At 63.3% G+C, this 26,992-nt stretch carries 21 protein-coding genes and 1 pseudogene; 12 read left to right on the forward strand and 10 right to left on the reverse strand.

What is annotated here, in order from left to right; all coding sequences use genetic code 11:
- Positions 1 to 17 precede the first annotated feature (17 nt).
- From DMX11_RS21655 to DMX11_RS21670, 4 genes are all read left to right on the forward strand, one after another.
- The gene (locus DMX11_RS21655) at positions 18 to 1,118 is read left to right on the forward strand and encodes an LLM class flavin-dependent oxidoreductase (RefSeq protein ID WP_110746661.1); all 1,101 of its coding nucleotides are present in this window, start codon (positions 18 to 20) and stop codon (positions 1,116 to 1,118) included.
- A gap of 380 nt (positions 1,119 to 1,498) precedes the next feature.
- Positions 1,499 to 3,061 carry an FAD-dependent oxidoreductase gene (locus DMX11_RS21660; RefSeq protein ID WP_110746663.1) on the forward strand — a complete coding sequence of 521 codons (1,563 nt, stop codon included), beginning with the start codon at positions 1,499 to 1,501 and terminating at the stop codon, positions 3,059 to 3,061.
- 19 nt (positions 3,062 to 3,080) lie between these two features.
- Positions 3,081 to 3,575, forward strand: coding sequence for a RidA family protein (locus DMX11_RS21665; RefSeq protein ID WP_177410777.1), 495 nt, complete (start codon positions 3,081 to 3,083; stop codon positions 3,573 to 3,575).
- 34 nt (positions 3,576 to 3,609) lie between these two features.
- Positions 3,610 to 6,021, forward strand: a complete 2,412-nt coding sequence (locus DMX11_RS21670) for a TonB-dependent siderophore receptor (RefSeq protein ID WP_110746668.1) — start codon at positions 3,610 to 3,612, stop codon at positions 6,019 to 6,021.
- A gap of 33 nt (positions 6,022 to 6,054) precedes the next feature.
- Here DMX11_RS21670 and DMX11_RS21675 read toward each other — a convergent pair whose 3' ends face one another.
- Positions 6,055 to 7,374 (reverse strand): LLM class flavin-dependent oxidoreductase, encoded by a 1,320-nt coding sequence (locus DMX11_RS21675; RefSeq protein ID WP_110746670.1) that lies wholly within the window; start codon positions 7,372 to 7,374, stop codon positions 6,055 to 6,057.
- Between the two features lie 10 nt (positions 7,375 to 7,384).
- The gene (locus DMX11_RS21680) at positions 7,385 to 8,338 is read right to left on the reverse strand and encodes an ABC transporter substrate-binding protein (protein ID WP_110746672.1); all 954 of its coding nucleotides are present in this window, start codon (positions 8,336 to 8,338) and stop codon (positions 7,385 to 7,387) included.
- Between the two features lie 299 nt (positions 8,339 to 8,637).
- On the opposite strand from DMX11_RS21680, the gene DMX11_RS21685 reads away from it, so the two are divergent.
- Positions 8,638 to 9,246, forward strand: coding sequence for a cysteine dioxygenase (locus DMX11_RS21685; protein WP_110746674.1), 609 nt, complete (start codon positions 8,638 to 8,640; stop codon positions 9,244 to 9,246).
- Complete coding sequence (locus DMX11_RS21690) at positions 9,243 to 10,826, forward strand: rhodanese-related sulfurtransferase (RefSeq protein ID WP_110746677.1); 1,584 nt, start codon at positions 9,243 to 9,245, stop codon at positions 10,824 to 10,826. Before DMX11_RS21685 ends, DMX11_RS21690 begins: the two co-directional genes overlap by 4 nt.
- Before the next feature lie 382 nt (positions 10,827 to 11,208).
- Here the strand turns inward: DMX11_RS21690 and arfB are convergent, their stop codons facing one another.
- The 3 genes and pseudogenes from arfB to DMX11_RS21705 all read right to left on the reverse strand — a co-directional run bounded on the left by arfB (position 11,209) and on the right by DMX11_RS21705 (position 12,669).
- Positions 11,209 to 11,622 carry an alternative ribosome rescue aminoacyl-tRNA hydrolase ArfB gene (gene arfB / locus DMX11_RS21695; protein WP_110746679.1) on the reverse strand — a complete coding sequence of 138 codons (414 nt, stop codon included), beginning with the start codon at positions 11,620 to 11,622 and terminating at the stop codon, positions 11,209 to 11,211.
- Between the two features lie 103 nt (positions 11,623 to 11,725).
- Positions 11,726 to 12,091 (reverse strand): annotated as a pseudogene (locus DMX11_RS21700) (tetratricopeptide repeat protein); the annotation flags it as partial.
- A gap of 98 nt (positions 12,092 to 12,189) precedes the next feature.
- Entirely contained in the window at positions 12,190 to 12,669 is a 480-nt protein-coding gene (locus DMX11_RS21705) for an Lrp/AsnC family transcriptional regulator (protein ID WP_110746718.1), read from the reverse strand.
- A gap of 158 nt (positions 12,670 to 12,827) precedes the next feature.
- Between DMX11_RS21705 and DMX11_RS21710 the strand changes: the two genes are divergently transcribed.
- The 3 genes from DMX11_RS21710 to DMX11_RS21720 are packed head-to-tail and all read left to right on the forward strand — an operon-like array spanning position 12,828 to position 18,030.
- Positions 12,828 to 14,654, forward strand: a complete 1,827-nt coding sequence (locus DMX11_RS21710; RefSeq protein ID WP_110746685.1) for a tyrosinase family protein — start codon at positions 12,828 to 12,830, stop codon at positions 14,652 to 14,654.
- Complete coding sequence (locus DMX11_RS21715) at positions 14,651 to 16,384, forward strand: hypothetical protein (protein WP_110746686.1); 1,734 nt, start codon at positions 14,651 to 14,653, stop codon at positions 16,382 to 16,384. Before DMX11_RS21710 ends, DMX11_RS21715 begins: the two co-directional genes overlap by 4 nt.
- A 59-nt stretch (positions 16,385 to 16,443) precedes the next feature.
- The gene (locus tag DMX11_RS21720; protein ID WP_110746689.1) at positions 16,444 to 18,030 is read left to right on the forward strand and encodes a hypothetical protein; all 1,587 of its coding nucleotides are present in this window, start codon (positions 16,444 to 16,446) and stop codon (positions 18,028 to 18,030) included.
- A gap of 94 nt (positions 18,031 to 18,124) precedes the next feature.
- Here DMX11_RS21720 and dksA read toward each other — a convergent pair whose 3' ends face one another.
- A complete protein-coding gene (gene dksA / locus DMX11_RS21725; RefSeq protein WP_110746691.1) occupies positions 18,125 to 18,529 on the reverse strand; it encodes an RNA polymerase-binding protein DksA in 405 nt (134 codons plus the stop codon).
- A gap of 31 nt (positions 18,530 to 18,560) precedes the next feature.
- The gene (locus DMX11_RS21730; RefSeq protein WP_110746693.1) at positions 18,561 to 19,907 is read right to left on the reverse strand and encodes a dihydroorotase; all 1,347 of its coding nucleotides are present in this window, start codon (positions 19,905 to 19,907) and stop codon (positions 18,561 to 18,563) included.
- 149 nt (positions 19,908 to 20,056) lie between these two features.
- Here DMX11_RS21730 and DMX11_RS21735 point away from each other — a divergent pair, with 149 nt between their 5' ends.
- A complete protein-coding gene (locus DMX11_RS21735) occupies positions 20,057 to 20,494 on the forward strand; it encodes a DUF4440 domain-containing protein (protein ID WP_110746696.1) in 438 nt (145 codons plus the stop codon).
- Between the two features lie 85 nt (positions 20,495 to 20,579).
- Here DMX11_RS21735 and DMX11_RS21740 read toward each other — a convergent pair whose 3' ends face one another.
- Positions 20,580 to 21,194: a dTMP kinase gene (locus DMX11_RS21740; RefSeq protein WP_110746698.1), complete on the reverse strand. Its 615-nt coding sequence runs from the start codon at positions 21,192 to 21,194 to the stop codon at positions 20,580 to 20,582.
- A gap of 138 nt (positions 21,195 to 21,332) precedes the next feature.
- Entirely contained in the window at positions 21,333 to 22,085 is a 753-nt protein-coding gene (locus DMX11_RS21745; RefSeq protein ID WP_110746701.1) for an SDR family NAD(P)-dependent oxidoreductase, read from the reverse strand.
- A 104-nt stretch (positions 22,086 to 22,189) separates the two neighbouring features.
- On the opposite strand from DMX11_RS21745, the gene DMX11_RS21750 reads away from it, so the two are divergent.
- Both DMX11_RS21750 and DMX11_RS21755 read left to right on the forward strand, forming a co-directional pair.
- A complete protein-coding gene (locus tag DMX11_RS21750) occupies positions 22,190 to 23,110 on the forward strand; it encodes a LysR family transcriptional regulator (protein WP_110746703.1) in 921 nt (306 codons plus the stop codon).
- Between the two features lie 224 nt (positions 23,111 to 23,334).
- Positions 23,335 to 25,881: an HWE histidine kinase domain-containing protein gene (locus tag DMX11_RS21755; protein WP_110746706.1), complete on the forward strand. Its 2,547-nt coding sequence runs from the start codon at positions 23,335 to 23,337 to the stop codon at positions 25,879 to 25,881.
- Positions 25,882 to 26,039: 158 nt separating this feature from the next.
- Here DMX11_RS21755 and DMX11_RS21760 read toward each other — a convergent pair.
- A partial coding sequence (locus DMX11_RS21760) for an acetolactate synthase large subunit (RefSeq protein ID WP_110746720.1) occupies positions 26,040 to 26,992 on the reverse strand: 953 nt, incomplete at its 5' end.

A 26,992-nucleotide genomic window follows, 5' to 3' on the forward strand; every position in this document is an offset into this window, starting at 1 on the left:
AAAAGGAGTTCCACTGCATGAGCCTCGAATTCATTGGCCTCATCGGCCCTCAAGAAAGCAGCGAGTCGCAAGCCCCGCGCGGTCCATTGGTTGACCTGGACTTTATCAAGGCCTTCGCCCAGGCCCAGGAATACGCCGGGTTCGACAAGGCCCTGCTGGCGGTCAACACCAGCGCGCCAGACGCGATGATCCTGGCCAGTTACGTCGCCGCACTCACCGAACGCATCGGCCTGCTGGTCGCGCACCGCCCCGGTTTTCAGGCGCCGACCTTCGCCGCCCGGCAGTTCGCCACCCTCGATCAGCTCAGCCGCGGGCGCGCCTCGATCAACGTGATCACCGGCGGCGACAGCGGCGACCTGCAGCGTGATGGCGACTTCCTCGACAAGGATGCCCGCTACGCACGCACTGACGAATACCTGGAGGTGCTGCGCAACACCTGGACGCAGACCGCGCCGTTCGACCATCACGGCGAGCATTACCGGGTAGAGGACAACCTGACCCTGGTCAAACCGGTGGACAAGCTGCCGATCTACTTCTCCGGGGCTTCGGATGCGGCGGTGGAGGTCGCAGCCAAACACGCCGATGTCTACATGATGTGGGGCGAGCCCCTTGAGCAGGTGCGCGAACGCATTGCGCAGGTACGCAAGGCCGCTGCTCGCCACGGGCGGGAAAACCACATCCGCTTCAGCCTGTCGCTTCGGCCGATCCTGGGGGCCACCGAAGACGAGGCCTGGGCACGAGCCGAGCGCATCCTCGCCGACGCCAGGCACCGCATCGGCATCCGCCAGGGCAACCGTCGCGAGAAGAACTTCGGCAAGAGCAACGTCGGTTCCGAACGCTTGGTGCAACTGGCAAGCCAGCGCAAGGTACACGACACCCGGCTGTGGACCGAAATCGCCGCGCTCGGCGGTGGCGCCGGTAACTCCACCTCGCTGGTGGGCACACCCGAACAAGTTGCCGAGGCCGCGCTGGCGTATTACGAGCTAGGTGTGAGTACCTTCCTGTTTCGTGGTTTTGACCAGTTGCGCGATGCCGTGGACTACGGCCAGGAGCTGATTCCACGGATCCGCGCACGGGTTGCGCAGCAGCAAGCAGACCGTGACGCGCGCAGCGCCTGACCTGAACCGGCCCTTTCACAGTTAGCGCCGCGAAAGGGGCAACGCAGACGATCCCTCGAGCGAATTCAGAGCACCAGCCCGTATCGGCCTGGTGCTTCTGCTCGTGCGCATTGGTCGTGGAGATGACGCCCACGCATTAGCCGGCCAAGCACCATTCAACATCATTTAAACGCATTTATACCAACATTTATTATCAGCTATAAACATAATTAACTTAGAACAAAAAAGCCTTTCACAGCGCCGTGAAAGTCCATTAGGTTCTTTAAACCGACCCCCAACGTGGCGGAGGCAAATGGATTTGTGCCAGCCGCTGTGGGTCCGTCCTTCGATCCGCCTGCCCGTTGCGCACATCCGAACCCAACCTTTTCGGAGCATGCGACATGGGATTGTCCCGTAGAGATCTGATCACCCGCCTCGCCGCCATTGGCGGCTATTCAGCAGCCCTCGGCGCGCTTGGCCAGAATGCCCTGGCCGCCACCTTCCAGCCCCTGCAACTGGCCGCCAACGGCGGCAACGGCAAGCGCGTGGTGATTGTCGGCGCCGGTATATCCGGGCTGGTATCCGCCTACGAGCTGCGCAAGGCCGGCTTCTCGGTCACCGTGCTGGAAGCGCGCGAGCGCGTCGGTGGCCGAGTCTGGACCCTGCGCCACGGCGACCGCATCGAGCACAACGACGGCAGTTCACAAACCGTCGAGTTCGACCCGGGCCACTTCTTCAACGCTGGCGCTGCACGCCTGCCCAGCCATCACCTGACCATTCTCGGTTACTGCCGCGAACTGGGCGTGGAGCTGCAAGTGCTGGTCAACAGCAGCCGCAATGCCCTGGCCCAGCCTGACCTGGCCCGCCCACCACTGCTGCTGCGCCAGGCGGTCAACGATACCCGCGGGCACTTCAGCGAGCTGCTGGCGCGCAGTGTCAACCGCAACAGCCTCGACGCCGAGCTGAGCAGCGGCCAGCGCAAGGCCCTGCTGGACTTTCTCAAGGTCTACGGCGACCTGGATAGCCAGCAGCAATACCGCGGTTCGGTGCGCGCTGGTTATACCCGCTTCGCCGGCGCCGGGGACCAGACTCCGGTTCAGCGCCAGCCGGTGCCCCTGGATCAGTTGCTCGACAGCAACCTGCTACTGCCGCTGGTGTTCGACGAGATTCCCGAGTTCTCCTCGACCATGTTCCAGCCGGTCGGCGGCATGGACCAGATTCCCAAAGCATTCTTCCGCCAGGTCAAGGACAGCGTGCGCCTGGGCGCCGAGGTGCTGGGGGTGGACACGGCTGACAACGGCGCCAAGGTGGTATGGCGTGATCGCAAGACTGGGCAGCAGCACATCGAGCAGGCGGACTACGCCATCGTCACCCTCCCCCTGCCGCTACTGGCCAAGCTGCCGAACAATTTCAGCACGGCATTCAAGCAGGCCATCGCCACCGCCGAAGGCGACAAGGCCAACAAGGTCGCCTGGCAATCGCCGCGCTTCTGGGAAACGGATTTCCAGATCTACGGCGGCCTCAGCTACATCAACCACGAAGCACGCACCCTCTGGTACCCCAGCGACCACCTCAACAGCGCCCAGGGGGTGTTGGTCGCCACCTACAACACCGGCGACGTGGCCCAGCAGTTTGCCAGCAAATCGCTGCAGGCCCAGGTGGCTTCGTCGCGCCAGGCGGTGGAATCGCTGCACCCCGGCCACAGCCACAAGCTGGGCCGGCCGGTGGTAGTCAACTGGTCGAAGATCCCCTTCAGCGAAGCACCGTGGATCGTCCATGACGAAGTTGCCCAGCCCGGCTACGACCTGCTCAACCAGCCTCAGGGCCGAACCTGGCTGGCCAGCGATGCCCTGGCCCATGGCGGCGTGGGCATCTGGCAGAACAGCGCGGCGGAATCCGCCCGCCGGGTAGTCGGCCTGATCGCCCGCCATGCCAACCAGACCACCCGCGGCGCAGCCGCCTGATCGTCAAGGAAACCACAGCATGCCTCGTCTTCTTCTGCTTGCCGGAGTGCTCATGTCGCTGACCCTCAATGCCCATGCCGATGCCATCAAGCGGGTCGCCCCGCCTGGCTCCAACTTCCCCATCTCGCAACTGGTCACAGTGCCGGCCGGCAGCCACCTGACGTTCGTCAGCGGCACCTTGCCGGATGTGGCCGACGCCAAGGCGCCCAAAGGCAGTATCGCGGCGTTCGGCAACACCGAAACCCAGACCCGTTCAGTGCTGAACAAGCTGCGCACGGCGCTGCAAAGCCAGGGCCTGGATGTAGGCGACATCGTTCAGTTACGGGTGTTCCTGGTAGGCGACCCGGCCAACGGCGGCGCCCTTGACTTCACCGGGTTGCAAGCGGCCTACAGCCAGTTCTTCGCCACCGCCGAGCAACCCCGCACACCGACCCGCACGGCCATTCAGGTGGTGGCGCTGCCGCTGCCGGGCGCGCTGGTGGAAATCGACGCAATCGCGGCCAAGGCGCCCTGAGCGCGCCCGCCAAGCCAGACAAGGAACTGCGTGCATGAAGCAAGCCTTTACCACTGCCCCGCTTTTCACCATGGCCTTCGCCGCCGGCGTGCATACCGCGCCGGCACTGGCCGACGAACCTGCCGCCCAAGCCCTGGGCACGGTGATCGTCACCGGCAACCGTGGCAGTGAAAAACGTACTGTCACCAGCAGCCCGGTGCCCATCGACGTGATCAGCGCCAAGCAGCTGCAGGAAACCGGCAAGCCAGGCCTGATGGAAGCCCTCAGCGCCAGCGTGCCGTCGCTGACCCTGCCGGAAAAAACCGGCTGGGACGCCAGCGGCATGGCCCGCGCGCCAAACCTGCGTGGGCTCAACGCCGCCCAGGTGCTGGTGCTGGTCAACGGCAAGCGCCGCCACACCAGCGCTACCCTGAACATCAGCGGGATCAACGCCGGCGCCGCCCCCAGTGACCTGGACCTGATCCCCATCAGCGCCATCGACCATGTCGAGGTGCTGCGTGATGGCGCAGCGGCCCAGTACGGCTCTGACGCCATCGCTGGGGTGATCAACGTGATCCTCAAGGCTGATACCAGCGGCACTGCCGTGACCACTGCAGGCCAGGGCTACGACGGCAAGAAACAGACCGTGCAGCAAAGCCTGAACAAAGGCTTCGAAATTGGTCGCGAGGGCGTCCTCCAGCTGGCGCTCGACGCCCGCAGCCAGAACGACGACAACAAGGCCAGCGCCAACGGCTACAGCCAGGCCGAAGCGTTGGAGCGCGCCGGCAAGGTCACCTACGGTGGCTACGGCACGCCGAAAATCAACCTGCTGACCCTGGGCTACAACGCCGAGCTGCCGCTGGAAAACGACGTGACCCTTTACTCGTTCAGCACCTGGTCGTACCGCAAGGCTGAACAGGGCCAGAACTTCCGCCTGCCGACCATCGTCAACACCATCACCACCGGGCCCAACGGGCGACCGGCCGGCTACACGCCCACCTGGTACATCGAGGAGTACGACTACCAGGCGGCATTCGGAGCCAAGGGCCTTGCTGGCGAGTGGGACTGGGATCTGTCCAGCACCTACGGGCGCAACGAGGCCGAACAGGGCACCTGGAACAACCAGAACCCATCGCTGGGCGAGGCCACGCCCAACCATTTCGAGTCCGGCACCTGGGTCAGCTCGCAGCTGACCAGCAACCTGGACCTGCGCCGCAGCTTTGACGTAGGCCTGGCAAAGCCCCTGGACTTTTCCTGGGGCCTCGAGCAACGCCGCGATACGTACCAGGTGCAGGCCGGCGACTGGGCCAGCTGGGCAGACGGCGGCTACTGCGCGGCGCCCGGCAACTGTGCTGCCTCAGGCGCCCAGGTCACCAACGGCATCTCCCCGGCCGAGGCCACCAGCGCCAGCCGTAACAGCTACGCCGGCTACCTGGACGTAGGCTTCAACCCCCTCCCGCAGTGGTACTGGGGCGCTGCCTTGCGCTATGAACACTACGACCGCGGCGTGGGTGCGACCCGCAGTGGCAAGCTAACCACCCGCTACGAGCTAACCCCCGAGCTGGCCGTACGAGCCACGGTGAGCAACGGCTTCCGCGCCCCTTCACTGGCCAACAGCCTGTTCAGCGCCCGCTCCACCACCTACGGCGTGGTCGACGGCGTGTACCAGTCGATCAACTACGGCGTGTTGCCGGTAGATTCGGCCGCCGCCAAGGCACTCGGTGCCGAACCGCTCAAACCTGAAAAATCGACCAACTACAGCCTTGGGCTGGCCTGGCAGCCCAGCGAGCGCCTGGCCTTCACCGCCGACGCCTACCTGATCAACGTTCGCGACCGCATCACCCTGACCGGCACCTTGCTCGGCCCTGAGGTCACCCAGGCCCTTTTGGCCAACGGCATCGACTCGACTTCGGGCGGCCAGTACTTCACCAATGGCGCCAACACCCGCACCAAGGGCCTGGACCTGGTGGGCAGCTATGATCAGGACCTGGGTGGCGCCGGGGCCGTGAAGTGGACGGCGGCCTTCAACTGGAACGACACCGAGCTTCTCAGCTACAAGCAGAGCGTGAACATCCTCGGCACGCCCTACGAGCTGATGAACCGCCAGGCGCGCAACCTGCTGACCGAGGTACAGCCGCACACCAAGCTGATCCTCGGTGGCAACTGGCGCCTCGGCCGCTACCGGGTCAACCTGGGGCTGACCCGGTATGGCTCCTGGCGTGAGGTGAATGCCGCCAACGATCGTTCGCTGGACCGCGAATACAAGGCGCGCTGGATCACCGACCTGGATCTGGGCTACCAGCTGACCAAGGACCTGGAACTGGCGATCGGTGCGCGCAATCTGTTCGATGTGTACCCCGAGCGACAGGCGCCAGCCAGCAAGACCATGGTCAAGGGGTACGGGGTGTACTCGCCGTATGGCTTTACCGGCGGGTATTATTTTGGCCGACTGACCTACACCTTCTGAAACCGCCAGGGGCCGCATGGCGGCCCCGGCGATCTAGCGGGTAAAGCGCGGTATCGGCAAGCCGAGGCTCTCGCGCAGGGTGGTACCTTCATAAGCGGTGCGATACACCCCACGCTCCTGCAGCAATGGCACGACTTCCTCGGTAAACCGGCCGAACTGCCCCGGGTGGCCAATGTAGATGTTGAAGCCGTCCAGCGCCCGCGCCTCGAACCAATCGGCCATCTTCGCCGCCACGGTGTGTGCCGAACCCACGAACGCCCCCGGCCGCAACTGGCGGCCGAACGCCACGGCCTGGCGCAGGCTGAAGCCCTTGTCACGGGCCTGGTCGGCAATGCGCTTGGCGTTGGTGAAGAAGCTGCTGCGGGCGTATTCCAGGCTTTCCTGCGGGAACGGCGCATCCAGGTCGTAGCGGCTGAAATCATGCCAGCCAAAATTACGCCCGAACTCTTTCAACGCCAGTTCAAAGCTGTGGTCAGCCTGGTGGTAGTGACGCTCGATTTCTCGCGCATGGTCGTCCGTATCGCCAACGTAGATCTCCGCCCCCGGCAACACCAGCAATTGGTCCGGGTCACGCCCCAGGCGCAAAGCACGGCCCTTGATGTCACGGTAGAAGGCCTGCCCCTGCTCGATGCTGGCGGCATGGGTGAACACCACGTCGGCAGTGGCGGCACCCAGGTCACGACCCTGCTCGGAATCGCCCGCCTGGAAGATCACCGGCTGGCCCTGCGGCGAGCGCTGGATGTTCAGCGGGCCGACCACCGAAAAGTGCTCGCCCTGGTGATTCAGTGCATGCAGTTTAGAGGGCTCGAGAAAGCGGCCGCTGGCACGATCCCGGGGAAAAGCGTCGTCCTCGTAGGAGTGCCACAGCCCCTGTACCACGTGCACATGCTCCTGGGCCCGGGCGTAGCGGGTGTCATAATCGTAGTGCTCGTCCAGCCCGTAATTGCCGGCGGTGCCGGCATCACCGCTGGTGACCACGTTCCAGCCCGCGCGGCCCTTGCTGATCAAGTCCAGCGAGGCGAGCCGGCGGGCGACGTTGAACGGCGCGTTGTAGGAGGTGGTGAGGGTGCCGACCAGACCGATATGACGGGTACTGACCGCCAAGGCCGAGAGCAGGGTCAACGGCTCCAGACGGTTGAGGTAGTGCGAAGGCGAGCCTGGCGTGATGAACTGGCTGTCAACGATGAACATGAGGTCGAACAACGCCGCCTCGGCCTTGCGGGCGATGTCGATGTACCAGTCGATGTTGACGCTGGCGTCGGCAGGCAGTTCCGGGTCGAGCCACAGGTTGTGCCGGCCAGGGCCACCGCAGCCCATGGTCAGGGCGCCGAGTTTGATCTGTCGTTTGCTCATGGGAATCCCTTCATTGGTTGCTGAGAGCGGGCGCCTGGAACGCCGCACCGAACGAGGTGTCGAACAGGTTCGCCGCTGGGTAGGGCTTGATAAGACCAAGCCCGGCGAAGAAGTCCACGGTCTTCTGCGCATCGACGATCACCTGCGGGTTCAGCGGTGCCAGGTCGGTGCGCGCACGGGCGAACCAGGAGCGGGCAATGTCGCGATCGGCACGGGTTCGCTGGGCCCAGGCATCGGCGTAGGCCTCGGTGTTGGCCGGGTCGTTCAGGGTCCAGTCACGGGCCTTTTTCAGGCGCTGCAGAAAGTCGGTGATCTGCGCGCGCTTTTGCTCCACCGCCTTGCTGTTGGCCACCACGAAGCTCTGCGCCGGGATCACCCCCTCGGCCGTGGCAAGCACTCGAGCGCCCTGGCGCTCTTGCTGGGTAACGTAAGGTTCCCAGGTGGCGATCACGTCTACTGATCCGCCATCCAGGGCGTGGGAGGCATCCAAGGCGCTGAGGTAGCGCAACTCCAGGGCATCGCGGGGAACACCTGCCTGGTCCAGGGCGCTGAACAGCAACTGCTGACTCCACGAACCCTTCCAGATCGCCGCGCGCTTGCCACGCAGGTCTTGCAGGCTGTGAATCGAGGAATCCTTGCGCGCCAGGATGGCCACGCCTTCAAGGTTCTGCCGGCTGACCGCGATCACCTTGATGGGTGCGCCCAGGGCACCCAGAAACAGCGGCGGAGCATCGCCAAGCAGGCCGATGTCGAGGCTGCCGACGTTGAGCGCCTCGGCCACCGGCGAGCCGGCGGTGAACTGCTTCCATTCCAGGGTGTAGGGCAAGTCGTCGAGCACCCCGGCCGCTTCCATGACTGCGCGGGCGTTAAAGCTCTGGTCACCGACCACCAGCGTCTGGGCTGCGGCAGCAAGGCTGAAGGTAGTGGCCAGCAGTGTGGCAGCCAAGTGTTTTATGTAGCGCACGTTCGTCTCCAGATGCCCCTTGTGGGGCAGATGAGCCGATCCGCACGTGCGGTCTCGTCCAGGGTTTATCTATAACCATAAGGCATCAGCCAAATGGTTTTTATAATTTAAGGCGTATTCTGAGGCCTGTGAAATGCACATTAGGCATAACCTCATGCCTTAGATGAGAGTGATTTGAAAACAGAATAATCAATCTGTAAATGCGTTTTTTGCATATTAGCTTATTATTATTTTGCATTTTGAGAATATAAAGGGGATTTGCTAGGGTTAACCGGAACCCGAAAAACCGAGCCTGAACCATGACCCAGAACCTGCGCACGGAGCGCTTACGCCATTTCATCGATCGCCTCGCCCTGCTGCTCGACCAGCGGCCTGACGAAGCCGCCCTGCTCGATCGCGGTCAGCAACTGCTGGCCGAGCTGGTCGCCCATGACGACTGGTTGCCGGACGATCTCGCCCAGCCCGACCCGCAGCGCTATCAGCAGTATTTGGTCCATTGCGACTCGCGCCAGCGCTTCTCGGTGGTGAGCTTCGTCTGGGGCCCAGGGCAGCAGACGCCGGTGCACGACCACCGGGTCTGGGGCCTGATCGGTATGCTGCGCGGCGCAGAAATCGCCCAAGGCTTCGAGCGCGACGCCCAAGGCAAGCTGGTTCCTCTCGGCGCGGCAGTGCGTTTGGACCCGGGCCAGGTCGAAGCGGTGTCGCCGCGCATTGGCGACATCCACCAGGTCAGCAATGCCTTCAACGACCAGGTGTCGATCAGTATCCACGTCTATGGCGGCAACATCGGCGCGGTCAAGCGCGCAGTCTATGCCGAGGACGGCAGCGAAAAACCGTTTATTTCCGGCTACTCCAATACCCGCCTGCCCAATATCTGGGACCTGTCCAAAGAGAACCTTGCCCCATGAGCTTCGTCACCACCCGCCGTTACCACGATATCCGCCGCGCCCTGCTGGCCCGGGAGGAACTGGCCTTGATCGACGTGCGCGAAGAAGACCCGTTCGCCCAGGCCCATCCCTTGTTCGCTGCCAACATCGCGCTCTCGAAGCTCGAGCTGGAGGTTTTTGCCCGCGTGCCACGGCGTGACACCGCCATTACCGTCTACGACGACGGCGAGGGTCTCGCCGCCGTGGCGGCACAGCGTCTGCAGGCGCTTGGCTACCGCGACGTGGCTGTGCTTGAAGGCGGCCTGGCTGGTTGGCGAGCCGCTGGGGGCGAAGTGTTCCGAGACGTCAACGTACCGAGCAAGGCTTTTGGCGAACTGGTGGAAAGCGTGCGCCACACGCCATCGCTTGCCGCTGAGCAGGTCCAGGCGCTGCTGGATGAAAAGGCCAATGTGGTCGTGCTCGATGCGCGCCGCTTCGACGAGTACCAGACCATGAGCATTCCGGGTGGTATCAGCGTGCCCGGTGCCGAGCTGGTGTTGCGCGTAGCCGAGTTGGCACCGGACCCGGACACTCAGGTAATCGTCAACTGCGCAGGGCGCACCCGCAGCATCATCGGCACTCAGTCATTGGTCAACGCGGGCATTCCCAACCCGGTCGCTGCCTTGCGCAATGGCACCATTGGTTGGACCCTGGCCGGACAACAGCTGGCCCATGACCAGGACCGACGCTTTCCTGAGGTCAGCGCCGCTAATGGCGCCAACGCTGCGCGCCAGGCGCGTGCGGTTGCTGACCGCAGCGGCGTGCTGCGCCTGGAACAGGATGGACTGCTCGACTGGCAGGCGGACCCCACCCGCACCACTTACCTGTTCGACGTGCGCACACCCGAGGAATACAACGCCGGCCACCTGCCTGGCAGCCGCTCAGTGCCGGGCGGTCAGCTGGTGCAGGAAACCGACCACGTGGCCAGCGTTCGCGGGGCGCGAATCGTGCTAGTGGATGACGACGGTGTACGGGCTAACATGAGCGCCTCCTGGTTGGCCCAGATGGGCTGGCAGGTCGCCGTGCTCGACGGCTTGTCGGTGGCAGATTTCAACGCCACCGGCGAATGGCAGCCTCCCCTGCCCGAACAGCCCGCCGCCAACGACATCGGTGTCGAGCGACTGGCCAGTTGGCTGCAGGAAGACGGCACGGTGCTGCTGGACTTCACCACCAGCGCCAACTACGTCAAGCGCCATATTCCGGGTGCCCACTGGTCTATCCGGGCCCAGCTGGCCGAAACCCTGGAGTCTTTGCCACCGGCCAGTCGCTATGTGCTGACTTGCGGCAGCAGCCTGCTGGCGCGCTTCGCCGCACACGACCTGCAGGCTCTCACCCGTACCCCCGTTTACGTGCTCGAAGGCGGCACCAGCCGCTGGATCGCTGCCGGCCAACCGCTGGAAACCGGCGAAACGCAGCTTGCCGTACCCCGCAGCGATCGCTACCGGCGCCCTTACGAGGGTACGGACAACCCCCGCGAGGCGATGCAGGGGTATCTGGACTGGGAGTATGGCCTGGTTGCGCAACTCGAGCGCGACGGCACCCATGGGTTCAAGGTGCTCTGAACCTGAGTGTTCGTCATTACATTTTTGGCGCTTGCCAGATCGAGCGCCGCCCGCGCGGCGCATCGCGAGCTGGCGCTCGCTCCTACGTTTGTTTCGGGCCAGTTATTCCTGTGGCATTTGTGCGCGTACGCCTTGGCGCATGGTTCGATATCGCGTCGTACAAACCAGGCGGTCGCGCGCGCCCGCACAGGCGTTACTGGCCCGAAACAAACGTAGGAGCGAGCGCCAGCTCGCGATGCGCCGCGCGGGCGGCGCCCGATCTGACAAACGCTGGGAATATCGAGGCTGACACCTCTATGCCCAACGCTTACCGTCCGCCAGTGCTGAATACGGTTGCTCCAGAGATCGCCTGAGCCTGTTCCGGAGATATTCCATACAGACCCTAGAAGTCCACCTTACCCCGCCCCGCCTTGACAGTACTGCGCCTGGCTTTTCCTTCGAGGCGGCGGGTCTTCGAGCCGAGGGTCGGCTTTGTCGGGCGGCGTTTCTTCTCGGTCTTGCCGGCACTGATGATCAACTCGGCAAGGCGCGCCAGAGCGTCAGCACGATTCTGCTCCTGGGTGCGGTACTGCTGGCCCTTGATGATCAACACGCCGTCGCTGGTGATACGACTGTCACGCAGGGCCAGCAGCCGCTCCTTGTAAAAGTCGGGCAGCGATGAGGCCGGGATATCGAAACGCAGGTGCACGGCGCTGGACACCTTGTTGACGTTCTGCCCACCCGCGCCTTGCGCGCGGATGTACGTCAGTTCGATTTCGGCATCCGGCAGATGCACGTTGTTGGAGATGATCAGCATGACAGGGCCCTTTCAATTGCCACCATTATCACAGGCTCTGCCACTCTCCCCTAGAACAACATGCTCAGCGGCGCTGATCGACGACACGCACCGCCCTCGCCTGCCGCGCAGCCTGGGCTGCTTCGATCAACTGATAGTTGCGATTGCGCAACGCAAGGTTGCTACCCACCCGCAGGTTGGAGCGCGCCGCCAGCACTTCGGCCTGGTCATACTGGCCCTGCTCCAGGCGCAGGACGCCCAGGTAATGCAAGGTGGCCGGGTTGCCGGGCTGAATCTGCAACGCGCGCTCCAAGGTTGCGGCTGCCTGGTCCAGCTCGCCGTGCTCGTACTGCTGCGAAGCAGCCTCGATCAGTTGCGTGGTGGCCTTGTTGCTGTGCGCCGGTGCCGAGCGTTGACCGGCAAGGACACATTGGCCGGCGAAGGTGCTGAACAAAAGAAACAGTGCTGGCAGCAGACGCTGGCTGGGCATGGAGGATGGCACTCGGGCAGTCGGGTAATTCGGGGGAGGAGCTATCGACTGGCTTTGCTGGGCGAAGTTCCCGGGTTGCCTCGCGACATGCTCAGCCATCAGGCATCGACAACCTGCTGAAGCCCTCCTCCGAGCGGCAGCTCATACGACTTTTTCACTGTGCGCACCACCAGCGTCGATGAATAAGTGCGAATCGGAATATCCCGATAGGTGTCGAGAAACCGGTAGATATAGTCGGTGTATTCGGCTGCATCGCGAAATTTGGCAACCATCACGAAATCGAACTCGCCTGTCATCAAATAGCAGTCCTGTATCTCGGGGTGGCTGGCAAGGATGTGCTGCATTCTGCGGTCGATGTCGTTGCTGTCGCGGTCCAGCTTGACCAGAAAAAAGGCGGTTACCTGAATGCCCAGCTTGCGCTCGTCCAGTATCGCGACCTTGGCCTTGATGATTCCGGCACTCTCAAGGCGCCTGATCCGCCGGTAACAACTGGTGGAAGACAGCCCGACGCTGTCGCTGAGCAGCTCCAGATTCTGGCTGCAATCCTTTTGCAGCTTGCCCAGAATTTTCAGATCCATGGCGTCTGTCATTTTCGCTGTGTCTTCCTTGAAAAACTGCAATGAATTCGCCGCAAGAGCGGGGCAATTTGCACGATTCCTGCGCGCCGGACCTCTACCATCAACTGAGCTTAGCAGCCCGGCCAAAGATGGCCTGCGGGGCGCATGAGAGGGACCTTATGATCGTTGCAAAACCTACATGGACTGCCGACATCCACGGCCTTTTCAGTGCCCCCTACTGGATTCCCGCCGAGCAGCGCGCGGCCGTGGCGGCCTCCTGGGCCGGGTGCATGAACGGCTACTTCGTCTTCCTGGACGACCCGGACTCGGTCAGAACCTGGTCAGAAACCATTTACCAGCACCTGGCCTCGCGCAACATGCCGCTGACCCTCGACCAGCAGCAGTTCTGGCCGATCGATGCACTGGAAACCTTCAGGCTGTGGGTCAACCAAGGCTGGCGTCTGGACGCCAGCTCGCCCTTCGACCTGGCCGAACGCATCCCACCACCAGACCTGCCGCAACCGGTCAAGCGCGTAAGGCAGGACATCCGCGCGCTGAGCGTCGAAGAACTGAACCTGTACCGCGCCCGCCTGGACGATGTCATGCAGGTGGGCAACCCCGACAGCAACGCGCCCTGGCAACGTTACGCCTACATCCACACCAACTGGTGCCTGCATTACCAGGAAGCGTTTGCCCTTTGGCACCGTGCGTACTTGTTGTACCTGGAGCAACTGATCGACTGCGCCATCCCCTACTGGGACTGGATGGCCGAAGACGCCAGCGTCGACGGTAGCCCACAAGCCGGCCTGCCGCAGGCGTTTCTCGACGAAACCTACGTGCACCCGCACAGCGGCGAGACCCGGCCCAACCCATTGCGTTACGCGGCCGCCAAGGACGGTTGCTCCAAGGTGTGCTCCCGGGCCGCGGTCAGTGGCGTGGACTGCCGCTATGTGCAACGCAACCCGTTGTTCTACACCCACGGTGACGACTCGCGCTTTGACCGCGCTCGGCTGTACGGCATGAGCCGGATCTTCCAGCAACAGGTGGTGGATGCCCTGAAGTTCACCTGTTTCAGCCAGCCACAGGGAGTACCCGGTTACCCCTGGGCAAACATTCCGGTGTTCGACCCGCCCCAACAAGACAGCCTGTACCCCAATCGCACGCTCAACTTCGACGGCCTGTACGAGCAGCCCCACGACAACTATCACGGCTGGATCGGCGGCGACATGGCCGATAACGCCTACACCGCCTTTGACCCGGTGTTCTGCTCTTACCACGCCAATATCGACCGCATGCTCGAGGTGTGGATCAGGGCCCACCCCGAAGCGCAGTACACCACCCAGTGCCTGCTGCAGCCGTTCGCCGGGCGCGACGCCACGCAACTCACCTTCACCAGCGCCGACGCCTGGCGCTACACCACCCTCGGCGACATGGCCCAGGACAGCCGGCACATCGGCTATGACTACGGGGTGCCGGTAGCCCCGCAGTTCGGCGCGCCCAAGGTGGCCGCCGGCACCTGCTGCGAGCACCGCGCAACAGCCGCCACTGCGGTGGAAAGCGCAGTAGGGCCAGGGCCGTGGGTGGTGTTCGACCATGTACGTTGCACCCATGACACCTACCTGATCGACGTCTTTCTCGACCAGCCGGACGCCGCCCCGCAACATGTGAACGCTGACAACCCTCATTACGTGGGGCGCTTCAGCCGTATCGGCATGGGGCTGGTGGACGACAAGGGCCGCTGCATCACCCATGGCGTTTCGCGCGCTCTGAATGCGGCCCGTAACGCCGCTGCGCTGGGCCTCGGCCCTCATGATGCGGTGCAGTTGTCGCTGCTGGTGACCCACCTCGACAGTGGCCGCGTGCTGCTGCCTGACGAATACAGGATCCTGCCCGGTTTCATCGCTCAACTGGTGTGGGACGACCCACGCCAAACCCTCGCCGGCCCGCCTGCGGTCGCCGGCTGCTGCGCTGCTGCCCCCTCACACACACCTGGAGAACCGACATGAGCACGCCCTTCAAGCAGTTCACCTCTCCCGCTGGCCAAGCCCCCAAGGACTACAACAAGCTAGGCCTGGAGGACCAGTTGCAGCAGTTTGAAACCGACTGGAACAACGACCTCACCGGCTGGACCGAGTCGTCGATCATCGGCAACCCTTGGTCGGGCCAGAACGACGCGCCTCGCTCTGGCTATTACAACCCGCTGGTGGAGGGTTTCGGTGAAGTGACCCCGCCCGCGATCACCTGGGCGCCCTTCCCCAACCGGCTGTGGACGTTCTTCTACAACAACGGTGCAGCGGTCGTTCCGCAACTTGGCAGAGCCATGACCCTGAACCAGGTGATGGAGCTGGCCGACCGCGGCCAGATCACCCTCGACAACACCCTCTACACGCTATACGACCCGGACAAACAGGGCACCCTGCTGCAACTACCGGCCAAGCGCTGCCCAAGTATCGACTGGAACGGCAGGTACACGGCGTTCTCACCTTCCGGCCCGCGGGGCTGGCTCGACGAGTATTGCGAGTGGTCGATCGTACGCGATGCCAACGGCAACATGCGCAAGATCACCTTCACCTGCGAAAACCCCGCCTACTTCCTGGCCATGTGGCGCATCGACCCGCAGGCAGTATTGGGCCTGTACCGCGACTACATAGACCCCAGCGTGCAACTCGAGGACCTGTACCTGCGCTACACCGTCGACTGCCCGACCGGCAAAGCCGGCGATCCGGTCATCGACCCGACCACTGGCCAGCCGGCCTATGACACCGTCAACAAATGGAACGCCGGCACCGCCTGCGTTCCCGGGCAATACGGTGGTGCGATGCACCTGACCTCCGGCCCCAACACCCTCAGTGCCGAGGTGTACCTGGCCGCCGCCGCCACCATCCTGCGCCCGGTAAGCAGCAGCCAGAATGCCCAATCGCTGATCTGCTGCGCGCAGTATGGGCAGAACTACCGCAACTCCGACCCGCACATCGGCTTCATGGCCAATTCGACGGCAGTGAAAAATCGCCTGTCGCTGACCAACCCGATTGGCCTCTACCTGCAGCAACCTACCGATTTCAGTGGCTGGAAAGGCCCGCAAGGCCAGGACGTAAGCCAGTACTGGCGCATCACCCGCGGCACCGCCAAGTCGGCCGCCAACGGTTCCGACCAAATCCTGCAGGCGGTGTTCGAAGTCCCGGAAAGCGCCGGTTTCTCGATCAACGACATCACCATCAACAACCAGCCGGTCAACTATGTGTGGGTGATCGCCCAGCAACTGCTGGTGGGCCTGAGCGTCACCGTCAAGCCGCTTGCTACCACACCGCCCTCCTTCCCGTGCGTGCAGGACCGGCAGACCGGCCGGCAACCCTGGCCGGTGCAGCTGCTGCCACTGGACTTGTTCTACGGGCAGTCCCCCACCGACCTGCCCGCCTGGCTGGCACCGGGTAGCAGCAACCCGTTCGTGCTTGTGGTGCAAGGCGCAGACGCCAACACCACGGCGCAGAACGCCAGGGTGCAATTCTCCAACCCTGGGGTGACGGCACAGGTCACCCAGTACCTGCCCGACGCGTCGGCCATTCCTGGCCAGACCAACTCTGGTGGCACTCAAGCCTACATGCTGACCATCACGGTCAGCCCCAACGCAGCACCCGGCCTGGTGACGGTGCGTGCGCTCAACCCGGGCGAAGACGTGAACGTAAGCGCGGCAGACCACCCGTGGGAATCCGGCCTGGCGCTGGTGCCTGGCGCCTGATCCCTCCCGTACAGCCGCACCTTCGGGTGCGGCTTCACCGCCTTGCAAGGAGCGCAATGATGTCCAGCTTACGCCTGAGCCTTCTGTCGCTGCTCAGCGGCATCCTGCTTTGCCTGCAGACCCTGCAACCCGCTGCTGCGGCCACGCTGTCGGACGCCGATGCCTGTGTGCAGCAACAGTTGGTGTTCAACCCTGCGAGCGGGGGGTTTCTGCCGGTCAATAACTTCAATGCCACCAGCCAGGCGTTCATGAACTGCTTCGGCTGGCAACTGTTCATTGCCTTGAACTGGCCAGTAAACCCCGGCTGGCCGGCCACCCCCAGCCTGGCGGGCGAACCCGACAGGCAAAGCACCCTGGCGCAGTTCGGTGTGCCGACCACGGCGGGTGAACCGATGAGCGTCGCTCCGGTGTGGGCCAGCTACAAGGACGCCAACGATATCTTTCTGCCAGGCGCGCCCGCGCCCACCGGTTGGGGGGTACAAACCCTGGTACCAAGCAGCTGCAATAGCCAGGGTAGCCTGAAGGCGCTCAAGGTGGGTGCGCGCAAATTCATGAACGCTACCTCAGAAGGCGCGATCAACGCCCTGCACGGGTTCCACCTGTCTACCGGGACACTGGCATCCATTCCCGACCCGGTCATGGAAGCGTCCGGCGGCTGGCTGACGGATCAGTCGGGCAACCTGGTATTTTTCGAACGCAAGGTAGGCAAGGCCGAATTCGACTACATCGTCGAGCATGGGCTATATGACGCGGCCAACCAGTTGAAGCTCGCCCAAACCGAGGGGCTGTCGCTGCCCATCGGTGAAGCGATGCGCGAACTGCCGCCGTCGCCTGTGCCGCAGGAGCAACTGGGCGCAATCGAGCTCAAGGCCGCCTGGCGGGTGCTGACTGGCAAACCCGAACTGTTCGGTCGCTACCTCACCACCGTCGCCTGGCTCAAGCGCCCCGACACCCTGGCATGCACCCAGGAAGTGGTGGGCCTGGTGGGCCTGCACATCATCAACAAGACCCAGGCTTCGCCCAACTTCATCTGGACCACGTTCGAGCAGGTGGACAACGTGCCCGAACCTGCCCAGGTGCCGCTGCAGCAAACCCCGCCGGGCGGTTTTGCGTTCAACAACCCCGAATGTGGCACCGGCCCCGAGTGTAAACCGAACGTGGCCCGTATCCAGTGCAAGCAACACCACCCCGACCGCGACTGCAGCGACCTCTTCCCGCGCGACCAGCCGGTACAGACCACCCGTGAATACCCCGTGCCCAGTGCCCTGCAGGCCCTGAACAGCGCAGTGCAAGCCAACTTCGCGCAGCAAAGCCAGGGCCAGTCGGTGTTCCAGTACTACAAGCTGATCAATGTGCTGTGGACCCTTGCCCCCAACCCACCCAGCCCAGAACCGGGTGCCAACGCACAGGTGCCGTTGTCCTACGGGCCGTTCATCAGCGAGGGCCCCGTGCCAGTGGCCAACACCACCATGGAAACCTACGTGCAGGGTGATGACTGCAACCAGTGCCATCAGTACGCGACGATTGCCGGCAGTCCCTCGCTGGCTTCGGACTTCTCGTTCCTGTTCAACACTGCCAGCTCGGCCAGCCAGAAAAGCCTGATCAAGCGCGTCAAAGCCTTCGAGACCCTCAAGGACCGGCCCTGAGCAGAAAAAGCGCATGGAGTACACTGGTACTCCATGCGCTTGGCAGGGATCGCCCGACAAGGCGAGGCGGCGAACACCGGCTCGGCAGACCTAGTCAATCCTCGCGAATGTGCCGCTCCCTGCGCTCCTGGCGCTCCTTCGCCTCGATGCACAGCGTGGCTGTCGGGCGCAGCAGCAACCGCTTCAGGCCGATGGGTTCGCCCGTGTCCCTGCACCACCCGTACTCACCCCGGGCTATGCGTTCCAAGGCTTCGTCAATCTTGTCCAGCAGCTTTTTCTCCCGCTCCAGCAGGCGCAGCTGCCATTGCCGTTGCTCCTCCACAGTCCCCAGGTCCGAAGGGTCGCTGCGGGGTTCGAACGTGCGCATCAGTTCGAACTCGCTGGAAATCCGCGCTTGCAACTCGGTGCGCTGCGACAGCAGCAGGTCGCGGAAAAACGCCAGCTGGGAAGCATCCATATAGGCCGCTTCTGGCATGCAAAGCAGATCGTGTTCAGTCATTGCCGTCATTCTCGCGTCAGTAGGTCGAGGCTCAGCGCCGCTGTGCATGAAACCCCAGTGGCAAACCCTGGCAATGCGTGTGCAGCTCGTGCTCATGCCAGGCCAGCTGGCCGGAAACAATCGTGGTGGCTATGCGGTGACCCAGCCGGTGGTGCTGGAAGGGCGTCCACTGGCAATGGGCAAGTACCGGATCGAGGCTGACCGGCCGTGGCACTTCGAGGTGTTCGACCAGCGCAAGGTCTGCCCAGTAGCCTTCACGCAAGTAGCCGCGCTCCTGGATTGCGAACAGGTCGGCCACCGCATGGCTGGTCTTACGGACCAGCTGAGTCACCGGCAGCACGCCCTCCGCGACCAGGTCGAACAACGCTGGCAGCGCATGCTGCACCAGCGGCAGGCCGGAAGGTGCGCTGGCGTAAGGCCGGTTTTTCTCTGCCAGGGTATGGGGAGCATGGTCGGTGCCGATCACATCGATGCGGTCTTCCCGCAGTGCCTGGCGCAATGCGTCGCGGTCGGCGCGGGCCTTTATCGCCGGGTTGCATTTGATGAGGTTGCCCAGGCTTGCATAGTCGCGGTCGTCAAATAGCAGATGGTGCGCACACACCTCCGCCGTGATCAGCTTGCTGGCCAACGGGCCAGGCGCGAACAACGCCAGCTCCATGGCCGTGGTCAGGTGCAGCACATGCAAGCGGGTACCGAACCTGTTCGCCAGCTCGACGGCCAGGCTGGAGGAGCGCCAGCAGGCTTGCGCATCGCGTATGAGCGGGTGCATGGCCGCCGGAATGAAATCACCGAACTCTTCACGGCAGCGTGCTTCGTTGGCAAGGATGGAGGGCGTGTGTTCGCAGTGCGCCAGCAGCACCGTCGGCACACAGGCAAAAAGGCGCTCAAGTACCCTGGGGTCGTCGACCAGCATGTCCCCGGTGGAGGCCCCCATGAATACCTTCACCCCAGCGATTTGCCGCGGGTCCAACCGGGCGACGGTCTCAAGGTTGTCCTTGCTCACGCCAAAGTGAAAGCCGTAATTGGCAACCGAGGACGCGGCCGCGCGGGCTTTCTTGTCATCCAGGGCTGCGAGGGTCAAGGTCGCCGGATGGGTATTGGGCATGTCCATGAAGCTGGTAATGCCACCGGCTACAGCAGCCCGCGACTCGCTGGCCATGCTGCCCTTGTGCGTTGCCCCGGGTTCGCGAAAGTGCACCTGGTCGTCGATCATCCCAGGCACAAGCCAGCGCCCTTGCGCATCGATTTCGATGTTGGCGCTCGCACCCTCGATGCTGCTGGCGATTTTCTCGATTCGCCCGTGGGCAACCAGGACATCGGCATCGAACACCTTGCCTTCGTTCACCAGCCGGGCATTCCTGACAAGGATATTGCTCATGAGCGAACCTCCCCAGAGTTACCGCCTGCCCATTGCCTGCGCTTGAAAATCATGATCCGGAACCTGTAGCGGAAATGTTATGTTATAACACTTTACCGCACGCAGGCATCAACCTGCCACCTATCCCTTTCCACCTCAGGTGAGCCCCCATGAGCGCAACCGCCGCCTCCCCCGTAAACGCTGAACCCTACGCCGACACCGAACTGGCCTGCCTGGCAGGCGCCAAGGCCGCGCTCTATCGATGGGCCGCAACGGTGGCCACGCGTGACGTAGACCAAGTGCTGGCCCTTTATGCGTCAGACGCCATCCTGGTACCCACCCTGTCCAACCAGGTACGGGACTGCGCCGACAGCCGCCGAAACTATTTTGACAATTTCCTGAGCAATGACGGCCTGGTGTGTGACATCAAGGTGTTCAAGAAGCGAGTAAGCCGCAAACTGGGTACCGTGGTCGTCGGCGGGCTCTACACGTTCGTTTACCGTGAAAATGGCCAGCAGCGCGTGGTACCGGCGCGGTTTCTGTTCACCTTTGAAAGGATCGACGATCAATGGCTGATCACCGGGCATCATTCGTCGATGGAGGCATGAACCACTCGTTGTTGCAGACCCCATGCGCACACGGTCTGAGACTGACCAGGTTGCCTGCGGGTGGCGCCCCAGGGTGCGCCCGCCTTCAACGAACGGCGACTGCCTGTATTTCGCCTGCCAGCTGCCGGGTTGCCTGGTCGATGGTGCCTTCGTTTCGGCACAGCAGCCAGCCATGCTCGACGACCGCCCGCTCGAACGCTTCGGTGCACGCAGCCTGTTCATCCAGATTGTGGATCACCGTACTGCCCAGCCCACGGTTGCGCGCCGCGGCCCTTGCCCATGAAGTTTCAGGGGCGGTGACAACGCCGATATGCAGATCCGGCACTTGCACGCCGCGCTCAAGGTTCAGCTGCAAGATCTGCGCAAACGGCACGGTACGGCGAAACGCGGCGTCAGAGGGGTACCAGCGATCGATCAGGATGATGCTATCAAGGGGCTGTCTGGGCAGCACCGTGCGGGAAATCCAGGCCCGGCTTTCGGCAAAACGTTCGCAAACCTGGTATTCCAGATCCTGGCAGGGGCTTCTGGCGAGCCGGTTGACCAGCACCATGGTTTCGCTGCGGTAGGGGTCGTTGTTCTTCTCGCACAGGCGAACCACTTTGTGCCCGTGCAGCCTCAGGGCTTGGGTCACAGCCTCCAGCAGTGTGGTCTTGCCGGTGCCCTTGGGGCCATCGATGGAAACAAACAGTGGGCGGTTCATCGTTCAATACCAGTAGGCTCTGGCGCGCGATGAGACCATTGATTGCAGCTTGCCTACAAGCGCTTCCGGGCAGGAGCACAAATGTTCTCCATAGGCGAAAGGCGGCATGCGCCGCCTTCGTTGCCACCGCACTGCCGGTCAGATCTGCGCCTGACCACCATCGACGAACAGCTCGGCGCCATTGACGAAGCTGGCATCGTCACTGGCCAGGAACACCGCCGCGTTGGCGATTTCCACCGGTTCCCCTACGCGGCCCAGCGGCACCTGCGCTGCCAGGTAGTCGAGCAGGCCCTGCTGTTGCTGCGCATCCGGGCCCGCGAGGTCGACCAGGCCAGGTGTACGGGTAGCACCAGGGCTAAGGGTGTTGACCCGTACGCCGCGGTCCTTGAGGTCCAGGATCCAGCTGCGGGCCAGGGCGCGCACGGCGGCCTTGGAAGCCGAGTACACACTGAACGCCGCAGTGCCGGAGCTGCCCGCCGTAGAGCCGGTCAGGATGATCGAGGCATTGCGCGCCAGCAGCGGCAGTGCCTTTTGTACAGTAAACAGTACACCCTTCACGTTGCGATCGAAGGTATCGTCATAGTGCGCCTCGGTGATGTCGCCCAAGGGCAGCATCGAGCCGCCGCCGGCGTTGGCGAACAGAACGTCGAGGCGGCCATGCTGCTGGCTGATACGGGTATACAGTTCATCCAGCTGGTCCAGGCGAGTGGAGTCCACCGCTACCCCGGTGGCGTTGCCAACCAGCGCCACCGCCTTGTCGAGCTCCGCCTGACGGCGGCCGGTGATGTAGACGTGCGCCCCTTCTTCGGCAAAGCGTTTGGCGGTGGCCAGCCCGATGCCGGTAGTGCCGCCGGTAACCAGTGCGATCTTGCCTTCGAGTTTCTTGCTCATGGTGTTTCTCCCTTCAGGTTGGTGAGTTGCTGTGGGGAGAAGCGTATCGACTTACCATTACTTTCAAAATAGAATCATTTGAAACCCATCATTGCAGAAATGAAATGGCACGTATTCCGGATTTCGAAGGGTTGGCGATGTTTGCCAAGGTGGCTGAAGAAGGCTCCTACGCGGCAGCATCACGCGCCATGGGGGTGTCGGTCCCCACCGTCTCACGCGCTGTCACCCGGCTGGAGGAACGCCTGGGTGGGCGCTTGTTCAACCGCACCTCTCGCCAGCTGTCGCTGACCGAGTTCGGCCAGCGTATGGTCGAGCAAGCCAGCACGCTCTATCGCCAGGCCGAGGAAATCGAAAGCGAGGCGCTGGAACTGTCGGTGCAGCCCCGTGGCCTGGTGCGGCTTGCAGTGCCGATGTCATTCGGGTTGCGCTGGGTCGCGCCGTTATTACCTGAGTTGCTGGCGCGTTACCCAGGGCTGGAACTCGACCTGCATTTGTCCGACTCGACGGTTGACCTTGTGGCAGATGGCTTCGATGCCGCACTGCGCATTGCTGCACTGCCCGACTCGTCACTGGTGGCGCGGCGTATCTGTTCGGTCACCCAGAACCTGGTGGCGTCACCTGGGTATCTTGCCGCGCATGGCCACCCCGCGCACCCGCGTGAACTGGCCGATCATGCCTGCATGAGTTACGCCTACCGCGCCCGCAGCCAACTGTGGCGTTTTACCCACCACGACGGCACGGAACAGGATGTGACCCCGCGTGGGCCGCTTCGGGTTACCAACTCCGATGCCCTCGTTGCCCCCTTGCTGGCGGGCCTGGCGATCGCCGAGCTGCCGGAGTTCATTGGCGCCGAATACCTGGCTGATGGCCGCCTGGAACGGGTTCTGCCCGAATGGAGCATGACCCAGGGCGGGCTTTATTTCGTCACCCCCTCGGCACGTAGTCGGCCGCGAAAAGTGCAGGCATTGGCCGAATTCTTCGTCGAACGCTTGGCCGAGCCCGCCTGGCGTTCAGGGGGCCAGTAACCGGGGCATTCTGATTCATGGCCGGGGCCGCCAACCCATTCCCTGAGTGCCTGCAGCAAGCGTTCACCCTCAAGGTTTGGCACCTTTAGCAGGCCTTGCTTGTCCTAGCTCTGCCAAGGTTGCTGGACAGGCTATACCCACAATCATGATGCCTGCTAGGCTGACGAAGATTGCGCCTTTGCGCGTACCTGGCAATCGCTCATTTATCCTCAGGCACCGGCCAAATGACCTCCAACACTCAAGTAAATCTGACCAACTGCGACCGCGAGCCGATCCAGATCCCCGGCAGCATCCAGCCTCACGGTTGCCTGCTGGCCTGCGATGCCACGGCGACGGTGGTCTTGCGCCATTCGGCCAACGTCCCGCAGATGCTAGGCATAACCGGGGACATCAACGGCCAGAAGCTGCAGGCGGTGTTGGGTGATGAGGTCGCCCATACCCTGCGCAACGCGCTGGCCCGGACCCGGGAAGCCTCGCGGCCAGCCCTCAGTTTTGGTGTGCAGCTGGCCAACGGTCAGGCCTTCGATATCGCAGCCCATCTATTCAAAGGTTCGGCGATCCTCGAGTTCGAGCCCGCCGACGCCGGCATCGCCGAGCCCGTGGAGCTGGCGCGCACGCTGATCGCCCAGCTGCGTGAAATCGACCAGACCGGCAAGCTGTTTCGCGATGCTGGACGGTTCATCCGCGCCGTGCTTGGCTATGACCGGGTGATGATCTACCAGCTGGGCGCGGACGGTGCGGGCAAGGTGGTCGCAGAAGCCAAGCGCAGTGACCTTGAAAGTTTCATGGGCCAGTACTTTCCGGCTTCCGATATCCCCCAGCAGGCTCGCGCGCTGTACCTGCGCAACCGGATCCGGGTGATTTCCGATGCGCAGTTCAAGACGGTGCCCATCGAACCGGTACTCGACCCTTCGGGCGAGCCGCTCGACCTCTCCTACGCCCACCTGCGCAGCGTCTCGCCCATCCACTGCGAGTACCTGAGCAACATGGGCGTGGGCGCGTCGATGTCGATTTCGGTGATTGTCGACGGCGAGCTGTGGGGCATGATCGCCTGCCACCACTATGCACCGCGCACCCTGTCCATGGGGCAACGGGTAGCAGCGGAAATGTTCGGCGAGTTCTTCTCGCTGCACATCGAGACGCTGCGCAGCCGGCAAAAGCTTGAAGCAGCCGTGCACGTGCACAAAGCGCTGGACAGCTTGATGCGGCAGGCCAACCAGGCCGCTGACATCGACGGGTTCTTCCACGCACGCCTGCCGCGGCTGATGTCGCTGATTCCCTGTGACGGCATCGGGATGTCGCTGCAGGGCCGCTGGGCGTCCGTCGGGTTGGCCCCACCGAAGTCGGCCGTCCCCGATCTACTGGGCTTGGCCAGCATGGTCAGCGAGGGCCGCACCTGGGCGTCCAACCGCCTGTCGATGGTGCTGCCCGCAGCGCAGGCGTACTTCACCGTCGTTTCAGGCGTACTGATCATTCCGATGTCGCAACACCCGAGGGATTACCTGATTTTCTTCCGCAAGGAAGTCATCGAGACGCTCGACTGGGCCGGAGACCCGAACAAGACCTACCACAGCGGTGCGCTGGGCGACCGCCTCACGCCACGCAAGAGTTTCGCCATCTGGAAAGAAACCGTTCACCAGCAGTCGCTACCGTGGACCGAGCAGGACCGTCAGTTTGGTGATGCCATCCGTACTGCCATCGTCGAGGTGGTCCTGTACAACAGCGAGTTGCTGGCCAGCGAGCGCTCCAAGGCCGAGGTGCGCCAGCGCATCCTCAATGAAGAGCTCAACCACCGGGTCAAGAACATCCTCTCGCTGATCGGCGCCCTGGTTGCCCACCCGACGACGGAAAGCCAGACGCTGCAGGATTATGTGGCGACGCTGAAGGGGCGCATCCAGGCATTGTCCCTCGCGCATGACCAGGTGGTGCGAGGCGACGGCGGTGGGCGTCTGGCCAAACTGCTGGAGGCCGAGCTATCGCCCTACCGCACTGCTGCAGGCGTGATCGAATTGCAGGGCCCGAACGTGATCCTTGATGCCCGCGCCTATTCGGTCATGGCCCTGGTGCTGCATGAGCTGGCAACCAATGCTGCAAAATACGGCGCGCTCTCGCGGGGCGGTGGCACGCTTTCCGTGGGCTGGAGCATCGATCCAGCTGGCGCATGCGCCATTGCCTGGCGTGAAAGCGGCGGGCCGATGGTGCGGCCGCCGAGTCGCAGCGGCTTTGGCTCGGTGCTGATCGATCGCAGCATCCCGTTCGACCTTGGCGGCACCAGCGCAGTGGAGTACCACCCCGAAGGCCTGCAAGGTTTGTTCAGGATACCGGCCAAACACCTTACCGTGGCCGAAGCAGCCGAGCCCGCCAGCGACGTCGCCCCCATCGCACGTGCAGCAGATACCTTTGCCGCCCGTAGCGGTTTGTGTGTATTGATACTGGAAGACCAACTGGTAATTGCCGTTGGCCTGGAGCAAATTCTGAATGATGCGCAGATCCAGGACGTGATCACCGCTGGCTCCGAGAACGAAGCCATTCGGCTGCTTGCCGACCGTACACCGGATGCCGCGATTCTGGATGTCAACCTGGGTACCGGTACCTCCATGTCAGTGGCGGATGAACTGCTCCGACGGCAGGTTCCGTTCCTGTTCGCTACTGGTTATGGCGACGGCATCAGTATTCCCGAGCATCTGCAGCATGTCCCGGTAACGCGCAAGCCCTACGATTCGAACGCCATACTGGCCAGCCTGGCGGGGCTGTTGAGCGCGGTTTCATGAGCTTGTTCACAATCCAGGCGCTTGAGCGATCGCGGTGGGCGCGGCTTTAGCCGCGAACACCGGCAAAGCCGGTGTCAGGGGGAGTCTTCGAAGGGAGCCTCGCGCCCTCAGGTATTGCGCCAACTTAGCGATGGCGCTGTACCTGAGGGCCTCAAGGCTTACACCGCCAGCGCGCGCTCACGCAGCTCGCTGTTGAGGATGCGGTCGTTCTCGCTGTAATCGACCGGGCAGTCGATCACGTGCACGCCTGGGGTCTTGATGCAGTGCTCCAGCAGTGGCAGCAGGCCTTCGGCGCTTTCCACGCGATGGCCGTTGGCACCGTAGGCTTCGGCGTACTTGACGAAGTCCGGGTTGCCGTAGTCCAGGCCGAAATCGGTGAAGCCCATGTTGGCCTGCTTCCAGCGGATCATGCCGTAGCCGTCGTCACGCAGAATCACCACGGTGATGTGCATGCCCAGGCGTACTGCGGTTTCCAGCTCCTGGCTGTTCATCATGAAGCCGCCGTCGCCGCATACCGAGATCACCGGGCGGTCCGGGTACACCAGGTGCGCCGCCATGGCCGACGGCAGGCCAGCGCCCATGGTCGCCAGGGCGTTGTCCAGCAGCACGGTGTTCGGCTTGTGCGCCTTGTAGTTACGGGCGAACCAGATCTTGTAGATGCCGTTGTCCAGGGCAACGATGCCTTCGGACGGCAACACGCGACGGATGTCGGCAACCATGCGCTGCGGGTAGACCGGGAAGCGGTTGTCGTCGCCACCTTCGGCGATCTGCGCTTCGTTGGCTTCACGGATGGCCATCAGGCGGGTGAAGTCCCAGTGCGCGGTATCGTTCAGCGCTTCGCTGATCTGCCACACGGCGTTGGCGATGTCGCCGATCACTTCCACCTGCGGGAAGTACACGGCATCGACTTCGGCGGAGCGGAAGCTGATGTGGATGACTTCGGTGCCGCCACGGACCATGAAGAACGGCGGCTTTTCGATCACATCGTGGCCGATGTTGATGATCAGGTCGGCCGCTTCGATGGCGCGGTGGACGAAGTCACCAGACGACAGCGCAGCGTTCCCCAGGAAGCGCGGGTGACGCTCATCGACCACGCCTTTACCCATCTGGG

The sequence above is a fragment of the Pseudomonas sp. LB-090624 genome (genome assembly GCF_003205205.1).
Classification (GTDB): domain Bacteria; phylum Pseudomonadota; class Gammaproteobacteria; order Pseudomonadales; family Pseudomonadaceae; genus Aquipseudomonas.

What these genes read in the sequence shown, in the direction of transcription:
- DMX11_RS21655 (WP_110746661.1), top strand. Translation starts at nt 18, where the DNA reads ATGAGCCTCGAATTCATTGGCCTCATCGGCCCTCAAGAAAGCAGCGAG.
- DMX11_RS21660 (WP_110746663.1), top strand. Translation starts at nt 1,499, where the DNA reads ATGGGATTGTCCCGTAGAGATCTGATCACCCGCCTCGCCGCCATTGGC.
- DMX11_RS21665 (WP_177410777.1), top strand. Translation starts at nt 3,081, where the DNA reads ATGCCTCGTCTTCTTCTGCTTGCCGGAGTGCTCATGTCGCTGACCCTC.
- DMX11_RS21670 (WP_110746668.1), top strand. Translation starts at nt 3,610, where the DNA reads ATGAAGCAAGCCTTTACCACTGCCCCGCTTTTCACCATGGCCTTCGCC.
- DMX11_RS21675 (WP_110746670.1), bottom strand. Translation starts at nt 7,374, where the DNA reads ATGAGCAAACGACAGATCAAACTCGGCGCCCTGACCATGGGCTGCGGT.
- DMX11_RS21685 (WP_110746674.1), top strand. Translation starts at nt 8,638, where the DNA reads ATGACCCAGAACCTGCGCACGGAGCGCTTACGCCATTTCATCGATCGC.
- DMX11_RS21690 (WP_110746677.1), top strand. Translation starts at nt 9,243, where the DNA reads ATGAGCTTCGTCACCACCCGCCGTTACCACGATATCCGCCGCGCCCTG.
- arfB (WP_110746679.1), bottom strand. Translation starts at nt 11,622, where the DNA reads ATGCTGATCATCTCCAACAACGTGCATCTGCCGGATGCCGAAATCGAA.
- DMX11_RS21705 (WP_110746718.1), bottom strand. Translation starts at nt 12,669, where the DNA reads ATGGATCTGAAAATTCTGGGCAAGCTGCAAAAGGATTGCAGCCAGAAT.
- DMX11_RS21710 (WP_110746685.1), top strand. Translation starts at nt 12,828, where the DNA reads ATGATCGTTGCAAAACCTACATGGACTGCCGACATCCACGGCCTTTTC.
- DMX11_RS21715 (WP_110746686.1), top strand. Translation starts at nt 14,651, where the DNA reads ATGAGCACGCCCTTCAAGCAGTTCACCTCTCCCGCTGGCCAAGCCCCC.
- DMX11_RS21720 (WP_110746689.1), top strand. Translation starts at nt 16,444, where the DNA reads ATGTCCAGCTTACGCCTGAGCCTTCTGTCGCTGCTCAGCGGCATCCTG.
- dksA (WP_110746691.1), bottom strand. Translation starts at nt 18,529, where the DNA reads ATGACTGAACACGATCTGCTTTGCATGCCAGAAGCGGCCTATATGGAT.
- DMX11_RS21730 (WP_110746693.1), bottom strand. Translation starts at nt 19,907, where the DNA reads ATGAGCAATATCCTTGTCAGGAATGCCCGGCTGGTGAACGAAGGCAAG.
- DMX11_RS21735 (WP_110746696.1), top strand. Translation starts at nt 20,057, where the DNA reads ATGAGCGCAACCGCCGCCTCCCCCGTAAACGCTGAACCCTACGCCGAC.
- DMX11_RS21740 (WP_110746698.1), bottom strand. Translation starts at nt 21,194, where the DNA reads ATGAACCGCCCACTGTTTGTTTCCATCGATGGCCCCAAGGGCACCGGC.
- DMX11_RS21745 (WP_110746701.1), bottom strand. Translation starts at nt 22,085, where the DNA reads ATGAGCAAGAAACTCGAAGGCAAGATCGCACTGGTTACCGGCGGCACT.
- DMX11_RS21750 (WP_110746703.1), top strand. Translation starts at nt 22,190, where the DNA reads ATGGCACGTATTCCGGATTTCGAAGGGTTGGCGATGTTTGCCAAGGTG.
- DMX11_RS21755 (WP_110746706.1), top strand. Translation starts at nt 23,335, where the DNA reads ATGACCTCCAACACTCAAGTAAATCTGACCAACTGCGACCGCGAGCCG.